This is a genomic window from Bacteroides congonensis (assembly GCF_900130125.1).
In the GTDB taxonomy this organism is placed as follows: Bacteria; Bacteroidota; Bacteroidia; order Bacteroidales; family Bacteroidaceae; genus Bacteroides; species Bacteroides congonensis.
In genome coordinates, this window is record NZ_FQXY01000011.1 from 17,942 (window position 1) to 35,952 (window position 18,011).

14 protein-coding genes are annotated in these 18,011 nt (G+C 37.8%); 5 read left to right on the forward strand and 9 right to left on the reverse strand.

The annotated features are described in order from the left end of the window. Positions 1 to 396: 396 nt before the first annotated feature. Positions 397 to 801 carry a hypothetical protein gene (locus tag BQ7997_RS17630; RefSeq protein WP_073347502.1) on the forward strand — a complete coding sequence of 135 codons (405 nt, stop codon included), beginning with the start codon at positions 397 to 399 and terminating at the stop codon, positions 799 to 801. Between the two features lie 107 nt (positions 802 to 908). Here BQ7997_RS17630 and BQ7997_RS17635 read toward each other — a convergent pair whose 3' ends face one another. From BQ7997_RS17635 to BQ7997_RS17680, 9 genes are all read right to left on the reverse strand, one after another. Then, positions 909 to 3,494 carry a leucine-rich repeat protein gene (locus BQ7997_RS17635; protein ID WP_073347503.1) on the reverse strand — a complete coding sequence of 862 codons (2,586 nt, stop codon included), beginning with the start codon at positions 3,492 to 3,494 and terminating at the stop codon, positions 909 to 911. Positions 3,495 to 3,952: 458 nt separating this feature from the next. Next, positions 3,953 to 4,498 carry a lipocalin family protein gene (locus BQ7997_RS17640; RefSeq protein ID WP_073347504.1) on the reverse strand — a complete coding sequence of 182 codons (546 nt, stop codon included), beginning with the start codon at positions 4,496 to 4,498 and terminating at the stop codon, positions 3,953 to 3,955. A gap of 455 nt (positions 4,499 to 4,953) precedes the next feature. Then, positions 4,954 to 5,541, reverse strand: a complete 588-nt coding sequence (locus BQ7997_RS17645; protein ID WP_073347505.1) for a tyrosine-type recombinase/integrase — start codon at positions 5,539 to 5,541, stop codon at positions 4,954 to 4,956. 157 nt (positions 5,542 to 5,698) lie between these two features. Next, on the reverse strand, positions 5,699 to 5,971 hold the full coding sequence (locus BQ7997_RS17650) for a hypothetical protein (RefSeq protein WP_073347506.1): 273 nt from the start codon (positions 5,969 to 5,971) through the stop codon (positions 5,699 to 5,701). A gap of 312 nt (positions 5,972 to 6,283) precedes the next feature. After that, positions 6,284 to 7,300 (reverse strand): DUF3871 family protein, encoded by a 1,017-nt coding sequence (locus BQ7997_RS17655; RefSeq protein WP_073347507.1) that lies wholly within the window; start codon positions 7,298 to 7,300, stop codon positions 6,284 to 6,286. Positions 7,301 to 7,935: 635 nt separating this feature from the next. After that, positions 7,936 to 8,568: a helix-turn-helix domain-containing protein gene (locus tag BQ7997_RS17660; RefSeq protein ID WP_073347508.1), complete on the reverse strand. Its 633-nt coding sequence runs from the start codon at positions 8,566 to 8,568 to the stop codon at positions 7,936 to 7,938. Positions 8,569 to 9,070: 502 nt separating this feature from the next. Beyond that, positions 9,071 to 9,715, reverse strand: a complete 645-nt coding sequence (locus BQ7997_RS17670; protein ID WP_073347510.1) for a hypothetical protein — start codon at positions 9,713 to 9,715, stop codon at positions 9,071 to 9,073. Continuing rightward, positions 9,702 to 9,911: a hypothetical protein gene (locus BQ7997_RS17675; protein WP_073347511.1), complete on the reverse strand. Its 210-nt coding sequence runs from the start codon at positions 9,909 to 9,911 to the stop codon at positions 9,702 to 9,704. The genes BQ7997_RS17670 and BQ7997_RS17675 overlap by 14 nt, the downstream gene beginning before the upstream one ends. Positions 9,912 to 10,605: 694 nt before the next feature. After that, positions 10,606 to 12,399, reverse strand: coding sequence for a site-specific integrase (locus BQ7997_RS17680; RefSeq protein WP_073347512.1), 1,794 nt, complete (start codon positions 12,397 to 12,399; stop codon positions 10,606 to 10,608). A gap of 174 nt (positions 12,400 to 12,573) precedes the next feature. Here BQ7997_RS17680 and guaB point away from each other — a divergent pair, with 174 nt between their 5' ends. The 4 genes from guaB (at position 12,574) to BQ7997_RS17700 (ending at position 17,995) form a co-directional block, all read left to right on the forward strand. Beyond that, complete coding sequence (gene guaB / locus BQ7997_RS17685) at positions 12,574 to 14,052, forward strand: IMP dehydrogenase (protein WP_022137749.1); 1,479 nt, start codon at positions 12,574 to 12,576, stop codon at positions 14,050 to 14,052. A gap of 106 nt (positions 14,053 to 14,158) precedes the next feature. Then, complete coding sequence (locus BQ7997_RS17690) at positions 14,159 to 15,703, forward strand: peptidylprolyl isomerase (RefSeq protein ID WP_083589349.1); 1,545 nt, start codon at positions 14,159 to 14,161, stop codon at positions 15,701 to 15,703. 54 nt (positions 15,704 to 15,757) lie between these two features. Further along, on the forward strand, positions 15,758 to 16,603 hold the full coding sequence (locus tag BQ7997_RS17695) for a hypothetical protein (RefSeq protein ID WP_044654670.1): 846 nt from the start codon (positions 15,758 to 15,760) through the stop codon (positions 16,601 to 16,603). 9 nt (positions 16,604 to 16,612) lie between these two features. Beyond that, complete coding sequence (locus BQ7997_RS17700) at positions 16,613 to 17,995, forward strand: peptidylprolyl isomerase (protein WP_022137746.1); 1,383 nt, start codon at positions 16,613 to 16,615, stop codon at positions 17,993 to 17,995. The last annotated feature ends 16 nt before the right edge of the window (positions 17,996 to 18,011 follow it).

An 18,011-nucleotide genomic window follows, 5' to 3' on the forward strand; every position in this document is an offset into this window, starting at 1 on the left:
AAGTAACGCCAAAGAAGAATAACACAATTCATTATTTACCACAAGAGATTAGAGAAACTAGATTGACAGAAGTCACATACCTACCTATTACAAGGGAGATGTTAGAACGGTTATTCTCAAATTCAGCTAAGAAGAATAAGCATAAATTAGTTAAGAAGAGAAGAAAATAAATTGAAGCAATAAGTCTTTTCAACTATTGTATAATTGTAATCATATTCCTACATTTGTTGGTGGAAGACTAAAGATAGATTATGGGATATTATGAATTACTATTGGATGAAAAATAGTAAGGAAATTAGTAGTTTGTTAAAATGGTATTATAGATGTAATGGCATTTGCATCCCTTCATCAACAGGTTTATGCAGTTTAATATTTACCATATAAAATGATAAGCTTATGAATACGTTTTGGAAAATTACATTGGGATTTATGATTGGAGTTGTATGCACACTTGCAACTTTAATCGTTTTTGGAACAGGGTATAATGATAATGCAGAGCACAAGCCAACAGAGCACAAAAACAGAGTGCTCCAGTTTCAAAGTGATGAAGAAGCCCCAGAGCATGATGTTCACTCATTTGAACTTTCCACAAAAAATGGAATAATAAAATTGCATACATATATGTCCAAAGATTCTGTTCAAATTCTTATGGGACGTCCTCAATCTACAGATATACAGGATATTGGTGGAATGGGTGTTTATGAAACTTGGAAGTATAAAGGACGGAATCAGTATGTTGACGAATTTACTTTGAGATTTAAAGACGGGGAGTTAGAATCTGTACATCAATATAGAGAATAATTGCAGGAAGGAAAGACATTTTGTTCTTTGAAAATCATAAAAGGCAGCAAGTGAATTATATTTCAAATGCTGCCTTTACCCTTATTTCCCAATTATGCGAGATATACTTAATCCCCTTCTGTTATATAATTTGATACAAAAGCCCAATTACTATTTTGGTATGTTTCTAAACAGCCTTTAGGGACAATCAATTGTTCACAACCAAGCTCACTGTAGTCGTAGCCAATGATTGGTGGAACAGTTGCATTACAATATATTTTACTAAATGAACTAGGTACACTGGCATTATCATCTGAACCTGCATCAAAGGCGCTATCTTCAATTTGTTTCAATCCTGTACCTAAATATAATTCACCTCCTTTGAGCACTCCAGTACACTCCTTAAAAGCTGCATAACCAATAGTTTCTACAGAATTAGGTATAATTAGCTTTCCTTTAAATCCTGTACATCCTTCAAAAGCAAACTTACCTATAGTTTTTACATTGTCTGGAATTACAAGGTCTCCAGTTAAACTCTTACATCCCTCAAAAGCTCCATCCTCTATTTCTTCGACTGTTGTTGGTAACTCAATAGAAGTAAGATTCCCACAACCACTAAAAACACACCAACCTAGTGTCGTGACTTTAGTTGAAGATAAGCCTTCAATTGAAGAGAGATTCTTACAATCCCTAAAAGCACTTTCACCAATATGATGTACAAGTGTGGAGAATGATATGTTTTGAAGATTATTACAAGTTCTAAAAGCACTACCTGCTATAGCTGTATATCCAAGTAAAATATTATATGACTTACCTTCCAATTTTGGAGGATAGCGAATAATTGTAACATCATCTCCGTCATTGGAATACAATACTCCATCTCTTACACCAATAATATTTCTATCATTATTGGTGCTAACTAATTCAAAATTTCGTAAATTGTCACAAAATGCAAAAACTTGGTCACCTATTGTCTCGACAGAATGAGGAATTGGCATTTCTTCGATTTGAGGACACCAAAAAGCTCCATACCCTATCTCCTTCAAGCAATTTCCTTGTTCATATTCAATAGTCTTAACTTGGCATAATTCAAAAGCCATGTCTCCAATTGATTGTACGTTTCTTCCAATTGTAATTTTAGATATATTGCTATAATAAAAGATTGATTGCCCAACTACAAGTTCACTAGAAGGAATGTTGCAATCAATATATAATTCTCCTGTTGTGTAATCTGCAAAGGCTCTTGAACTCAAAGTTTGGATGCTGTTGGGAATGTTAATATATTCAACATTGGTACAGTATTCAAAAGCTGATTTTCCAATATACGTTACAGTATTGGGTATTATAATATTAATTATTCCAGTTTTATGAAAAGCATAATCGCTAATCTTTGTGATATTCTTAGGATATTCAATACCTGTTAATTGACTACATTCTTCAAATGCGTGTTCCCCAATCTCTGTCACTTCATTTACAAAAGAAAATGTAACCGTATATTCACCTTGTGTAGCATAAGTATGTGTACTGGAAATTCCATTAGTTCCATCTCCATAATCAATACTAATCAAACGATTACCTGCACCCGCTATTGGATACGCATCAATATCATTTGCTATTTTAATGGTCTGATTGGATGAGATAGTTCTATATGTTGCAGTAAATGTATATGTGGGCAGAGAGGGAACTATGCCTATATAATCAGAAGCGTAAGTTGATTCACTGTCCTCCAACTTCAATGCCAGTTGTGCACCTTGTGTACCAGCGAAAAATGCATCATCCAGATTCTCACCAGAAACCTTCAAACTCAATATTCCATCTTCTGCACTGATAGACAATACAGGGAACTGTATAAAGTCAATAGCCCTGCTTCTAATGATGGTATATACTCCCTGTACTGATACTACACCATCATATTTCACCAACAAATCAGCACTTTCTTTGGGGGAAATCTCAAAGTCCAGTTCTATGTAACTGTCTGCTTTTGAAGTGCCAACAACAGTTGCCTTGCCATCGTCATAACGGGGAATGTATGAAACAGACTTAATGTCCTTTACTATTGACAGGGTATTTTTAGGAATTGTCAGCACAGTACCACTTGGGAGGGTAAACTCTACATATCCTTCTTTCTCTTCCACGCTCTTAAAGAAATTGTCACCATCTTTTCCTGCATCTCCAGTTGCCTGTCCTATGTCAGTCCATGTTTCACCGTTAAACAAAAACCACCTTCCATTTCTTATTTCCAGTTGTGGGCTTACAGCGTCTTGCCCATCCTCGCCAGTGGTGGGTATTTTATTTCCTTTCTTATCAGTCAACCATTCCCCATTCACCTTCCAATAATATGTTTCACCATCTTGGTCTACTGTAATTACAGGAGTAGTGCCATCATCACCTTTGTTACCCTGCTCACCTTTGTCACCATGATAGATGGTAATTGGTTCGCCTTTGGTGAATGAGATTGTATAGCCTATAACTTTCTCCCCTTCCTTGATTGGAGTAACTTTGGTTATACTGTTGTTGTCTTGTAATGCCTGTACCAGTTTCTGTAGGGAACTGATATTGCCATTCATCTGTTTGCATAATTCTTCCAATGAAGTAACCCTTTCATCCAGTTGGTGGATGCTGTCCCATAAATCATCTGTGTTTGTCTTGCAACTATAAAATGTGGTAGCCAGCGTTGCAATAACCAAGAAAAAGAATGTCGCCTTTTTCATCATAACCAATAAATAATAATAGCCATTTCACTCCTATAATGGCAGTAATATATTCATAAAAGAAAGTGTGGAGCAATTAGTCTTCCCATCAACTCTTGTACAGATTCCAAACCATATCCCTGTTTGGGTGAAACTGCATTGAAACCTTATAACAGGAAGATACTAAACACTTTCATTATGGTGTTGTCGTACAGATATTTAATTGATGTGACAAAGATAGAATTTTTTATTTATATTATCATATAAGACGTGTTTATTCTTAACGAACCTCAATTTAGACTAAATATCAATACAAGTATAAAATCCTCACTTTTGTATCTAAAGGTCAGATAATCATAAATCTGCACTTACTCTCTGTAATTGTTGACAATACGTTCTTTTACAAAAAAATATTCCTGTAAAATTAAAGGTAGCAGATGAATCTTACTTCAAGTGCTACCTTTATTGATTAATAATAGTGTTTATTCCATTTTAGTAAATGTTTCTGTAAAGTCTGCACTGTCACGATGATTAGGATTATAATCAGGGTCAGTTGGCTGACTGGTTTGTACATTGTCATATTTAACACGAATCGCCAACTTTTCTGCTGTTAAGGCTTCAATTATGAGATTGGCATAAGAATCAAAATAACCATAGTTTCCATTAGTCTTACTTACCGTTAACGTGTTACCGTTTAAAGTCAACGTTTGACTACCTCCATCAGCTCTCCATTCTGAACCATTATAGTAATATGCGGCTACAGAATAAGTGTTATCTGTTAGTTTTTTGATAACTAGTTTTTCGCACTCACCATCACCACTATCGGGATTGTAAGGGTCGCAAGTATAATCCCATTCTTCTCTTTCGGTTTCTTCGTTGCAGCTTTCCCAACCTGCACTACGTACCAATCCCCAAGTTCCCTCTAACTGGCTTACATCAATGTCATCATCGTCATCGCTACAAGCGGTAAAGTTCAAACACAACACAACCATTAACAAGGTTGTTCCAATAAATCTCAATGTTTTCATAATTGATATAAATTTAATTCTGCCAACCTGTTCCCTATAGTTGGCTACTACATACAAGAAGCGTGGGAACTATTGAATATTACTACTGTGGGGCTCTGGACTTGCCCAAGGTGAATAATAAACAATAGCCCACGCCAAACGATATATAGACTATCTTAACAAGATAGGTATATAACATTGACGTGAGCGTTCTTGCCTATTATCTTCACCTTTTGAAATTGTCCAGATTTCACAGTAAGATAATATCTTAAACGCTCTTCGTTAACTATGTCCTTTCAGAACTATCTCCATAGAAGTCTGAAATTGCTACAAAGTTACTAAAAGCTGTTTAATTTGCAAGAACTATTGTTTATTAAAAGTTGAGAACTGTCTCTACTCAATAATTCAAGGTTGGTATGAAACTTGCCAAATCCCCATATAAATAGAAATTCTGAATTTTCATACCAACCCAATTATCAGAAACTAAGACAATCATAGGTATTTAATAATTCCTCTTGCCTTAATCCCAAGTATCTCTTAGTAATTGACACACTGGAATGATTGAATAGCTCCATTAGCTTGACAAGTGCAAGCTCTGAATTATCGTTATTCATGTTATAAACCTGTCTGCCAAAAGTCTTCCTAAGAGAATGGCAACTGAAATTGCCTATATGCAACCTGTATTTTTTCTTAATCTCCTTTAACATGACATTGATTCTCTGAACTGTGAAGATAGTGCCTTTCTGACTTATCAATACAGGAGCATTTATGCCAACTGGATTTATATGCCCATAACAATCTCTGATATGTTGCTGTAGCTGCATATTAATCCTAATAGTCCTTTGCTTTCCTGTTTTAATCTCTATAATGGTAAATTCTTCCGCATCTAATATCTGATTCCACCTTAAAGCGAGAATATCAGAAATTCTTAAACCTGTGAAGCAACCCAAAGCGATAAGAAGTGACATCTTATAGTTACTATCCCTTGCCAACTTTCTTATTAAGTTCATGGCTTCGCTCCATTGCAGATAATCTGCTGTTGTACTTGAATATTTAAGTGACATAACGTTCTGTTTTATAGTGAAACTAATATAAGTGAATATTATTTTTTAGTTGGAATATCTAATTTGCTGATTATTAGCCAAACATTCACTAATTTACAAAGTGAACATTTTTATAAAGCAAGGACACTAAGTAAATAATGTCCTTACTTCATTCAACCTATATAAAAGGTAGGTGAGCTTCATCCAACACGCCACTGTCAACTATCCGTTTACAAAGTTCGTGTGATGCCTGATTTCTAAGGTCTGTGCCATAGTCCTTACTACCAACCATGCGAATAATCTCCACAATGGTTTTCATTAATTCCTGCTGTAGTGTACGGTGATAACACCTTGTACTCTCTGCAAACCTTTTTGGATTCCAACCATAATCATTCAAGGCTCTTTCAAGTTCTTGCGCTGCCTTGTATTCGCGACTGCCTTCTATTATCATATTCTTTAATATTTAAGAGGTTTATAAATAAAAAGAGCACCTGTATAGATGCCCTTTGTTTCTCTGCATTTTAATGTACTACTTCATTGTAATAATCTGGTATATAGTCCAAATAATCATCAAGAAGAATACAACAGGTGAAATTGCACACGCAATAAAGAAAACTATAATCCAGAATGTAACGACTACTAACGTTTGTAACATAAATCTTTGATTATTAATAAGTGATATAATAAAGAAAGGACACCTATACTTTATTATATAGATGCCCTTTTTTCTGTATTTGACAATCCTGTGTATTCTCAAATACCACTAACTAAGAAACCACTGATAATTATCATCACCATGTAAAGCGGAACATATACCTGTTGCAAGTTCTGTAGCATTATAGGCTCTATCCAAAAATGAATCTATATAGCTACTCTTATTTGCACCTGTGAGCAAATTGTAAAGTTTCCACATAGACAAGTCATTTCCCAAGCTGCCAAAGTTCTCGTCATTGATATAAGCCCTAGCCACATTGTTAACCTGTGTATCAGTAAATAACATACGTGGAATTGCTTTTTGATACCCCTGTGGTAGACATTGATAAAGTCTCATTCTGCCAAGCAAGGTCACAAATTGGTGCTCATTCAGGTAGGAATCGCCAAGCGTTTGCAACAAATGTATGTTTTTGGCTGCATTGAAATTATTAAGTAGTTCCAATGTAGCCCTAAACAGTTCCTTTGTGCTCATTACTTTTATGTCGTCCTTATATCCGTCTGTGAAAACGCACATATTACAACAAACCTGATTCTTGAATGAAACCGCCAGTCTGAATAACTCTGGGCTTTTCTTAGTTGCCAGATTCTCTCTATTCAAGGCACGAACGCCAACTATAGAAAGATTAAGCCTGTTGCCAGATACATCTTCATAGATAGATGGAATATCTATGGCAAAAGCGCATCTTTCGTAATATTGGGTAGTGTCAGCTTCCGTTAACTGGTTCTTTGGCTTGTTAATGGCTTCCGGTTTTCTTCCTTTTATCACATGGCTGCACCTTATATCTGGCTGCTCGATTTGTTCACCACTATAGAATGAGTTGGCAGCTTCCCAGACCGTTTCAATGAATTGCGGATGCGAAATAGTCAGTTCATTATCCTTGCTGAAAACTGGTATCACATTCTCATTCCTCAAATGGTCTAAAGTGACTTCTACAGAATTTGCTTCTATAAAGTGGTTTACTTTTTTGGGCTTTACTGGCTCTTCAATTATTACTGCTTCTTCTGCAAATTCACCAAAGTTTCTACTAATTCTCTGCACTGGCATAATCTGTAATGTTGATTCCATAATCTGTAATTTATTTAGTTAATATTAGAAATTCCTCTGTCTGAAAGCTAAGCAAGCCACAATCAGAATTAATAATCCAATAAAGAACTGTGGCATTAAGACTACTGGCACAATTAGAATTATCCCAAACGTAAATAATACTTTTAAACTCTCCATACGCATAATAATAGATTAGTAAATAGTGTATTTAAGGACAAAATGAGGGCTTGACATGAAGTTCTATTCATTCCACTTCTTTTTGTGCATCTTTATATGTAGACATATACAAATCATTGATAAGTCTGCATATTTCAGAAGTTCAAAAGGTTTGTGGGCTGAATAGCAATTCATGTTATCCTTTCATTTTTCCTAATGATTGGTGAGGGGATTATTGGGTAATAGAAGGGGCTTATGCACGATATACATCTGATACGCTCACTGACGAATCAAATATTTCACTCTATCAGAGCATAAAGTCTAAATAGAAAACACTTCCTCAATAAAAGGGGTGGGGGTATGAATTTCAAGTACCTATATTTTTGAGTTGGGGATATACATAAAAAGCCCCAAACCTGATTGGTTTGGAGCTTCCAATATTAATAATGAAATACAATAGAAAGAGAATTGCATCCTTACAGTTCTCTCTCTTTATTTTATTAATTGTGAACACACCTGTCTCTTAAATCTTCATCTGTAAGAATCTCTGGATAGTAGTTCTTTATTATAGCAAAAATTGTTTCAGATGTAATAATAAACATCTTCTTGTCTTTAAGGTGTATGCCTTTATCATCCCTCTTTATATACCCCATTTTTTCAGCTTGCTCCAAATATCTGGAAACAGTACTTCTACTAATATTCAATTCTTCTGCCAATTCTGTTTGGGTATATTTGCAAGTATTACTACCATTCAGACATTTACATTTTAGTAGGATGAGAAAGCCCTTTAGCTGTTTGGATATTGGCTCATCATATAGCTTATTACTGATAAAAACAAAATGCTCTGTATTCAGTATATATGCGCATCTGTCAAATGTACCATGCTTTCCTTTTGCTTCATACTTATTAATCTGGATAAGATTCAGTTCCTTAAACTTGTGTAACCATTCTCTTATCTGGTCTACTTTCTTGATTCCATAAAAGGTAGCCAGATTCTCTTGCTTGATATAGGATTTCATTGTGTAGCAATCTGATTTCAGAGCCAGACAATAGAACAGGTATGCTTCCAACAGATTTAATTTACCTGCAATCCGTTCCGTTATTTTCCTGTATGATAATTTGGCTCCCGTCATTAGCAACTGGTTTGTAATAGTTTGTAAAATATATCTTGTATTCCTTTACTAATCTTCTGTATCTATGGTTGCCAAAATAAGACTTGGCTTCTTTCTGGGTAGTAAATTCTAATCCTGTAGGTAAGTGGATTATCATAATTCTTAGATTATTTTTTAATTATCGTAATATAACTAATCTGTCTGTCACCATGCGACTTGCGATAGCAAGGCAAATGGTAGGTAGTGTATTTATATTCCATAGGTATTTATATATAGGTATTTATATGTAGCCCCCCTATTTGAAACTCCCGTACCCCCTAAATGAAAGAGCCATACCCCCTATTTGAACATTGGAATATTACAGCTTCAAATGCCAATAAGTTTTTGATTCCAATTACAGGTTCACATGGCAGTAGGTAATTGGATTTGGCTACATATCCATTTGGGGATATATGCCAGTCTGATATGTATGAACACGAAAAGGGAGAACCGTTTGCACAGTCCTCCCTTATACATTCTATTATCACCTCTCATAAAACACCTTATCACTACATTCATTAAAAGCTTTAAAGTCAACTACGTATCCTTCGTTGGGACTATCTTTTATCAACTTTGGCAGTAATTCTGGAGTGATATTATACTCCCTTAGTTCGTTCATATTATCACAAATGCATTGTAACTTGTTTAAAATGAATGATTCACTTCCACATTCTACATAGTCTGAACTCTCCAAGACATAGAAGCAATATGCTCTCAAATCTCTATAGATTTTATTATCTGATATGTGAAATGTCTCATTTTCTAATCCTTCATGAATGAAGTATCTGAAATGTCTATCTTCCATCCGCATCCGCCATTTTATAGCATTAAAATGCGTCTTTAATTGATTAATCTCTTTCTCGTAATTCTCAATATCCAAACCATCTGGTTGTGCAGAACGCTCATTCAAAATTCGTTCTGATATGATACCGAAATATTTGTCACACATGGCTTCATAATCATCACACAGTTCTTGAAGCACTTCTGTTGTTACTGGAATCCCCAACTTGGGAAACACACTAACAAGGTCGTTTAATTTATCTATATTCTCGTGAAATTCAATCATTGATTTATTAAAACGTTTAACATCAATGTATCCAATTAATTGGGGGAGTCTATACGTTTTCATAGTTATTATTCGTGTTAGATTTATTATTGCTCATCTTGATGTAAACGGTGTAAACCTTGTTATCTCTCTGCTTGCGTCTCTTGGAATATCCATTGAGTTTAGCCCATATTCCAATCACAGTTTTGTTGTCCTTTACTTGGTGAGCTAATGCAAGCTCACGTAGCTGTTTGAATGTAAATTCTGTTTCTCCATTCATTCTTCGTACTATGAATAATTATTAAATAGATAATCTGGCAAGATAAGGTGGTTTGAAGTTACAGGTAAATTCAGATGATTCAGTTTCAGATATACTTCAAGTGGGGTAATTCAGTAGTTTCAGTGATACCACCCTTATCTCATGTTGGTAGTGCAAAGATACTGCACTTCGGTGAGGTGTCCAAACGTTTCGTAAACATTCTTTAAACTTTGTGTTGAGAGCTTTATGAAGTGAAGATATGCCCTCTTCCGCTAGCTTGGTGGCAGGTTTGGAACTCGAAAATCATTCCTGTTCCTGTTTATGATGCGGTAGGTAGACTGTATACGTCTTACCTTGAACCATTTTGCGCATTTTGATGTATCGGTCAGTAGCCCAAAGCCCAATGTGAAGCCTTGTGTCCTTGATACCGTGCTCTAGTGCCATTTTACGAATGTCAGCGTAGGTCAGTTCTTTCATTTGGAGTAGATTTAGGTTTGTAGTGGTGAATCTGGGTGATGAGAAACTCGGTCATTTCTGACCTTCAATCACGTTGCAAAGGTATAAAGTTCCGACCGCATCACCAAACGACAAGTCGAAATTGTGGAATATTTGAGTTGAGGATGCGATGAAGCAAAAATTCTCCCCATAACCGTAGCTGTTCGGGGAGAATATGATGTTCAGGCTTACCAGAAACCTTGATTTCCTCGAAAACTTGTCAGCCCTTGTTTCTTTTATCCAATAAGGCTGTAGTGATTTCTTTTATATTGGTGAATCTTTCATTATCCAACAAGCCTATTTCCAAAGCCTTATTGATAAACTGCATAATTGCATCCTTACTGATACCAATCTTAACGCATTTGACAATCATTTCTCTAAAACTGTCATGCAAGTCTGATTGCTTTCCAACAGATAACTGTTTCACATATTGCTTTGCCACATCAGATTCAGAAGTGGAAGATTGGGAGAATTTTTCTATCTCACTTATAAGGGACGTGATTTCATTGTCATAACTACACAGTTTCCCATTTTTCAAATGACCTACCTGTGATTGTAGTTCAACAGCTTTATTGATTTTAGATGCAAAAAATTGAGTGTCTAACAGAGTATCAAAGGTGATATTATTAGTCACATCATTCATAGGCTTCGCTTCATTGAGAGAATTTGTCTCCACCTTGCCCATATTGAAAATGCCATTATTTAAACTTTTGAAAGCATTAGAGACTTTCTTTGCTTTATCTTTACTGTTTAAATGAGAATAAACTTTGTCTATCATTTTTGTATCTTCATGTCCTGTCGCTATAATAACAGTTTCCTTTGGGATGCCTTTTCTACACAATATTGTGATAAAAGTATGCCTTGCTGTATGTGTATGCAGTAATTTATAAAGAGGTTGGGTTTGTTTAATCCCGTTTTCTTCATAAGTGATAGGCTCGTCTAATCCTGCTTGTTCTGCTACTTCTTTTAAGGCTTCATTGACAATGGACTTTCTTTCTTTATAATATAATAATTCTTTATTCTCATATTTGGATATAATTTCTTTGGCTAATGGCAATAGTGGAATTATAGCTCTGGCTTTTGTCTTTTGTTGTATAATGGAGATGGTTCCTGCTTCTTCGTCCATTTCATTATCTCCATTAAAGAATTTTTGCATATCGCCAATTCGTTGCCCAACTAAACATTGTAGTATGAATAAGTCTCTGATTTCTGTGTATTTCTTTATTTGTCTTTCTGTTCCTGTGATGATATGCTTGTAGAATTTATTCAGTTGCTCTTCTGTTAATGAAACTTTTTTGTTGTCTGCTAATTCTTTGTTGGACTTATCTTTCACGAACTCAAAACTGTTTAAATTGCTGTCAGACCATTTGAAAGGAATATCCAGTCTTTTATCTGCTATCCCTAGTAAATTAAATATAGTTCCTTTAATTATGTTACGTAAAGTGTTATGAGGATGCAATGGGTTTTCTTTTATGATTTGCTTTTGGTAGCGATTGATAGTATCTAAATTCATGCTCTCCCATGTATTGGGAATTTCATTCTCTTTGAGAAAACGCTCAAACTTGTCTATGTTAGAACGATATTGTTTCTTACTGCTTTCTGCACAAGTCTTTGCTTCTATAATTTGTTTCATTATAAAAGTTGCGGGTTTCTGTAATTCTTTCTTCATCCTATCTTTATATATGTGTTGTTTTAATAGTTTCATACTTTCTCCAATCTCGTCTGGATGCATACAAAGATAATGCTTAAATTCGATGAAATATTCTTTTAGTTTTGTGATTTTCTTGTTCACTATAGTGTTATTTATATTATCTAATTCTGATAAGCGTACGCTGATATATGCTTCTTGTCTTTTTTCATTCCAGTGGTCTGGATATATCTTTACCCCTGTAGATAGTTTAACTTGTTTGTTGTTTATTCTGCATACTAAATAGAGATTGGTTGGCTTCTCGCTACGTGGTTTTCTTAAATTGAAACGAGCTTGCATCTCATTAATAAAAATCTGCCTTTCCATAATCTTGTTCTTTAAAGTTGTTCTTTAATTCGGTTCTTTGAATGTGTTCTTTTAAGGCAATTCTTTCTGATAAGTATTAATTAGCTCCCCTCATTAAATATTCTGGCGCACAGTTTGCGCATTTTGAATAAAAACTGTATATTTGCACGCAATAATTTTTAAACGCATAGCCCTATGTCATTTATTGCTGATAAGATTGTAATGGATGGGTTGACTTACGACGACGTACTGTTGATCCCCGCTTATTCTGAAGTTTTACCGCGCACTGTCGACCTCTCGACAAAGTTTTCTAAAAACATTGAGTTGAAAATTCCGTTTGTGACGGCTGCCATGGATACGGTTACCGAAGCGAAAATGGCTATTGCCATTGCTCGTGAAGGCGGTATTGGCGTGATTCACAAAAATATGTCTATCGAAGAACAAGCAAGACAAGTTGCCATTGTGAAACGTGCCGAAAATGGTATGATTTATGACCCTGTAACTATCAAGAGAGGTTCTACTGTCAGCGATGCTTTAGGTATTATGGCCGAATACAAAATCGGTGGTATCCCTGTTGTGGATGATGAAGGTTATTTGGTAGGTATTGTTACCAACAGAGATTTGCGTTTCGAAAGAGACATGGATAAACGTATCGACTTGGTGATGACTCCGAAAGAGAGATTGGTGACTACGAACCAGTCTACCGACCTGGAATCTGCCGCACAGATTCTTCAGAAACATAAGATTGAGAAACTTCCGATTGTGGGAATGGATGGAAAGTTGATCGGTCTTGTTACGTATAAAGATATTACAAAAGCAAAAGATAAACCGATGGCTTGTAAAGATGCCAAAGGTCGTTTGCGTGTAGCTGCCGGTGTAGGTGTGACTGCCGATACACTGGATCGTATGCAGGCTTTGGTAGATGCGGGTGCGGATGCCATCGTTATCGATACGGCTCACGGACATTCTATGTTCGTTATTGAAAAGCTGAAAGAAGCGAAAAAACGTTTCCCGGGCATTGACATTGTGGTAGGTAACATTGCTACCGGAGCTGCTGCGAAGGCTTTAGTGGAAGCGGGTGCTGATGCTGTGAAAGTCGGTATCGGTCCGGGTTCTATCTGTACGACTCGTGTGGTGGCAGGTGTGGGTGTTCCTCAGTTGTCGGCTGTGTACGATGTGGCGAAAGCATTGAAAGGTACAGGCATTCCTTTGATCGCTGATGGTGGTCTGCGTTATTCGGGCGATGTTGTGAAAGCGTTGGCTGCCGGTGGATACAGCGTGATGATCGGTTCACTGGTTGCAGGAACAGAGGAGTCTCCGGGTGACACTATCATCTTCAATGGCCGTAAATTCAAATCCTACCGCGGTATGGGTTCTTTGGAAGCAATGGAAAACGGTTCGAAAGACCGTTATTTCCAAAGTGGAACAGCCGATGTGAAGAAACTCGTTCCGGAAGGAATCGCTGCCCGTGTTCCTTATAAAGGTACGCTTTTCGAAGTGGTTTATCAGTTGACAGGCGGTCTGCGTGCAGGTATGGGATACTGTGGCGCTGCCAGTATTGAGAAACTTCACGATGCGAAGTTTACGCGTATTACCAATGCAGGTGTAATGGAAAGCCATCCGCACGACGTGACGATTACCAGTGAATCGCCTAATTATAGCCGTCCGGAATAACATAATAAACGGTAAACTGTTAACTAACGGTGAACGGTGAACAAGCTGTGTCAATCAGCATATGTTTGCTGCTCACCGTTCGTTGTTTGTAAAATAAGAATTGATGATGAAAAGAAGTCTGTTGTCAGGGTGTGTATGTCTCTTTGCAGTCTCGGTCTTTGCCCGGCAAGACCCTGTGTTGATGCGTGTCAACGGGAGAGAGATATCCCGTTCGGAGTTTGAATATTCATATCGTCGCAATACGGCCGATACGGGTACTAATCTTTCTCCGAAGGAGTATGCGGAACTTTTTGCCCGATCCATGCAGAAGGTGGAAGCTGCCAAAGCAGCCGGACTCGACACGACTTACGCTTTTCGTAAACAACAGGAGATAAACCGGACTAAACTGACGGAATCTTATCTGATAGATAAACCGACGTTGGATAGTTGTGCCCGTGCCCTATATCAGAAGATGGGACTAAAAGCACGTAGCGGACAAGTACAGGTCATGCAGATTTTTAAATATCTGCCGCAAACGATTAGTTCCCGTCACCTGGAAGAGCAAAAGACCCGTATGGATTCTATCTACCGGGCTATACAAAATCAACCCGGACTGGAGTTCTCCAGTTTGGTAGAAAAATATTCGGATGACAAGCAGAGCCGTTGGATAGAAGGTTTGCAGGCAACCACTGAATTTGAGAATGTGGCTTTCGCCCTGTCGAAGGGAGAAGTATCCCAACCTTTCTTTACTCCTGCGGGAATCCATATCCTGAAAGTGACAGACCGGAAAGAATTGCCTGCCTATGAGGAAGTTGTCGATAAACTGATGGAGCGTATGCGACGGAGGGAGATATTGGATAAAGCCACAACGAAAGTAGTGGAACGATTGAAAAAAGACTGGAAATATACTCCCAATCAGGCAGGTATAGATGAACTGTTAATGAAAGGCGGAACAGGACAAACCTTGTTCACCATTAATGGACAGAACTATACGGGAGCCATGTTTAAGTGCTTTGCCGCTTCACATCCGCAGGCCGTAAAACGGCAGCTTGATGAATTTACAGCCAAGTCGTTATTGGATTATGAAAGCAGAAATATGGATAAAAGGCATCCCGAAATTCGTTATGCCCTACAGAAATCCAATGAAGACTATCTCATAAAAGAGGTGACACGCCAGAAAGTTGATTTGCCTGCAATGAACGACCGTGCCGGATTGGCGACTTATTTCAAGTTTCATTCATCGGATTACCGTTGGGATACTCCCCGGTATAAGGGAGCAGTTCTTCATTGCGCAGACAAAAAGACCGCCAAACAGGCAAAAAAAATGCTGAAGAAACTGCCACAAAATGAATGGACGGATAAACTTCGGCAAACATTTAATACATCCGGAGTAGAAAAGATACAAATTGAACAGGGTATTTTTGCCGACGGAGACAATAAATATATAGATAAACTGGTTTTCAAGAAGGGCGGATTTGAATCTTTGGTGTCTTATCCTTTTACCATTACTGTTGGCGAAAAACAGAAGGGGCCGGATGATTATCGGGAAGTAATAGACCAGGTGCGGAGGGATTATCGAACCTATCTTGACACGTGCTGGACGCGGGAATTGAGGGAGTCCGGTAAGGTTGAAATAAACCAAGAGGTTTTAAAAACAGTTAATAATAACTGATGTAACCGATTATTCACTATCTTCGTACCTTAAATAAGTAGATTTCAGTTGACAATGCGAATATTAGTCCTCTTACTGATTACCCTTCTTACTTGTGGAGCGTGCAAGGAACGGCGCGACCACAAAGGAAAGACTCCTTTGGTAGAGGTGGACGGTAACTTTTTATATAAAGAAGATTTGATGTCTGTACTTCCTGTCGGATTGTCAAAAGATGATAGCATTCTCTTCGCCGAGCATTATATTCGTAGCTGGGCAGAAGAGATTTTGTTGTATGAAAAAGCAGCAAACAATATTCCCGACAATGTGGATGTAGAGAAGTTGGTGGAGAATTATCGGAAAGCGTTGATTATGCACACTTATCAGCAGGAACTGATTAATCAGAAACTGACGAACGATATTCCCGAGCAGGAACTTGCGGAGTATTACGGGAAAAACAAGGAACTGTTCAAGCTGGAAAGCCCGCTGATAAAGGGATTGTTCATTAAAGTGCCGTTAACGGCCCCGCAGTTGAATAATGTCCGCAGATGGTATAAGTCGGATAAACAGGATGCAGTAGAGAGTCTCGAGAAATATAGTTTGCAGAATGCAGTGAAATACGAGTACTTCTATGACAAATGGGTGCCGGTGACAGATGTACTGGACTTGATTCCGCTGAAGGACGAAGCGCCCGAGGAATATGTGAATAAACACCGGCAGATAGAATTGAAAGATACGGCATACTATTATTTCCTCAATGTGAGCGACTATCGTGGAGTAGGAGAGGAAAAACCGTATGAGTTTGCCCGCCCGGAAGTGAAAGACTTACTGGTCAATCAAAAACGGGTGAGTTTTATGGAACAAGTAAAAAGCGACCTGTACCAACAAGCAGCAAGCAAGAAGAAGATTATATATAATTATTAAATACAAAGAATGAAGAAGTTTGTGAACTTTAGATTTGTTGTTACCCTTGTCCTGGCAGTATTTGCTAATGTGGCAACTTATGCACAGGACAATGTGGTTGATGAAGTAGTTTGGGTAGTAGGTGACGAAGCTATTTTAAAATCAGATGTAGAAGAGGCACGTATGGATGCCCTGTATAACGGCCGCAGATTCGAAGGTGACCCTTATTGTGTAATCCCTGAAGAAATTGCAGTGCAGAAGCTGTTCTTGCACCAGGCAAAGTTGGATAGTATCGAAGTTTCCGAAGCGGAAATCATACAACGTGTGGATATGATGACCAACATGTATATCCAGCAGATTGGTTCTAAAGAAAAAATGGAGGAGTACTTCAATAAAACCGCGACACAGATTCGTGAGACATTGCGTGACAATGCACGTGACGGTCTGACGGTACAGAAGATGCAGCAGAAACTGGTAGGAGAAATCAAGGTGACTCCGGCAGAGGTACGCCGTTACTTCAAAGACCTTCCGCAGGACAGTATTCCGTATATCCCGACACAGGTGGAAGTGCAGATTATCACCTTGCAACCGAAGATTCCTATCTCCGAAATCGAAGATGTAAAAAAGACTTTGCGTGACTATACCGACCGTGTGACTAAAGGGGAGATTGACTTCTCTACACTGGCGCGTCTGTATTCCGAAGATAAGGCATCTGCCATCAAAGGTGGCGAGTGCGGGTTTATGGGACGTGGTATGATGGATCCGTCTTATGCGAATGTGGCATTCAGCTTGCAGGACCCGAAGAAAGTTTCCAAGATTGTAGAATCGGAATTCGGTTATCACATCATCCAGTTGATCGAGAAACGTGGTGACCGTGTGAATACCCGTCACATCCTGTTGCGTCCGAAAGTATCTGAAAAAGAACTGACCGAGGCTTGCGCACGTCTGGACTCTATCGCTGATGATATCCGTGCCAACAAATTTACGTTCGACGAAGCGGCTGCCGTTATCTCACAAGATAAGGATACCCGCAACAATCACGGTATCATGGTGAACATCAACGAGAACTCAGGTGTTACTACTTCCAAGTTCCAGATGCAGGATCTTCCGCAGGATGTAGCTAAGGTAGTAGATAAGATGAATGTGGGTGAGATTTCAAAAGCCTTTACAATGATAAACGAGAAGGATGGAAAAGAAGTCTGTGCTATCGTGAAGTTGAAAGCGAAAATCAACGGTCATAAGGCTACTATCGCAGAAGACTATCAGGACTTGAAAGAAATCGTAATGGACAAGCGCCGTGAAGAGATGCTGCATAAGTGGATTCTTGACAAACAGAAACATACGTATGTACGTATCAACGAAAACTGGCAGAAGTGTGACTTCAAGTACCCGGGTTGGGTGAAGAAGGATTGATGTTTAACAGCTTGAT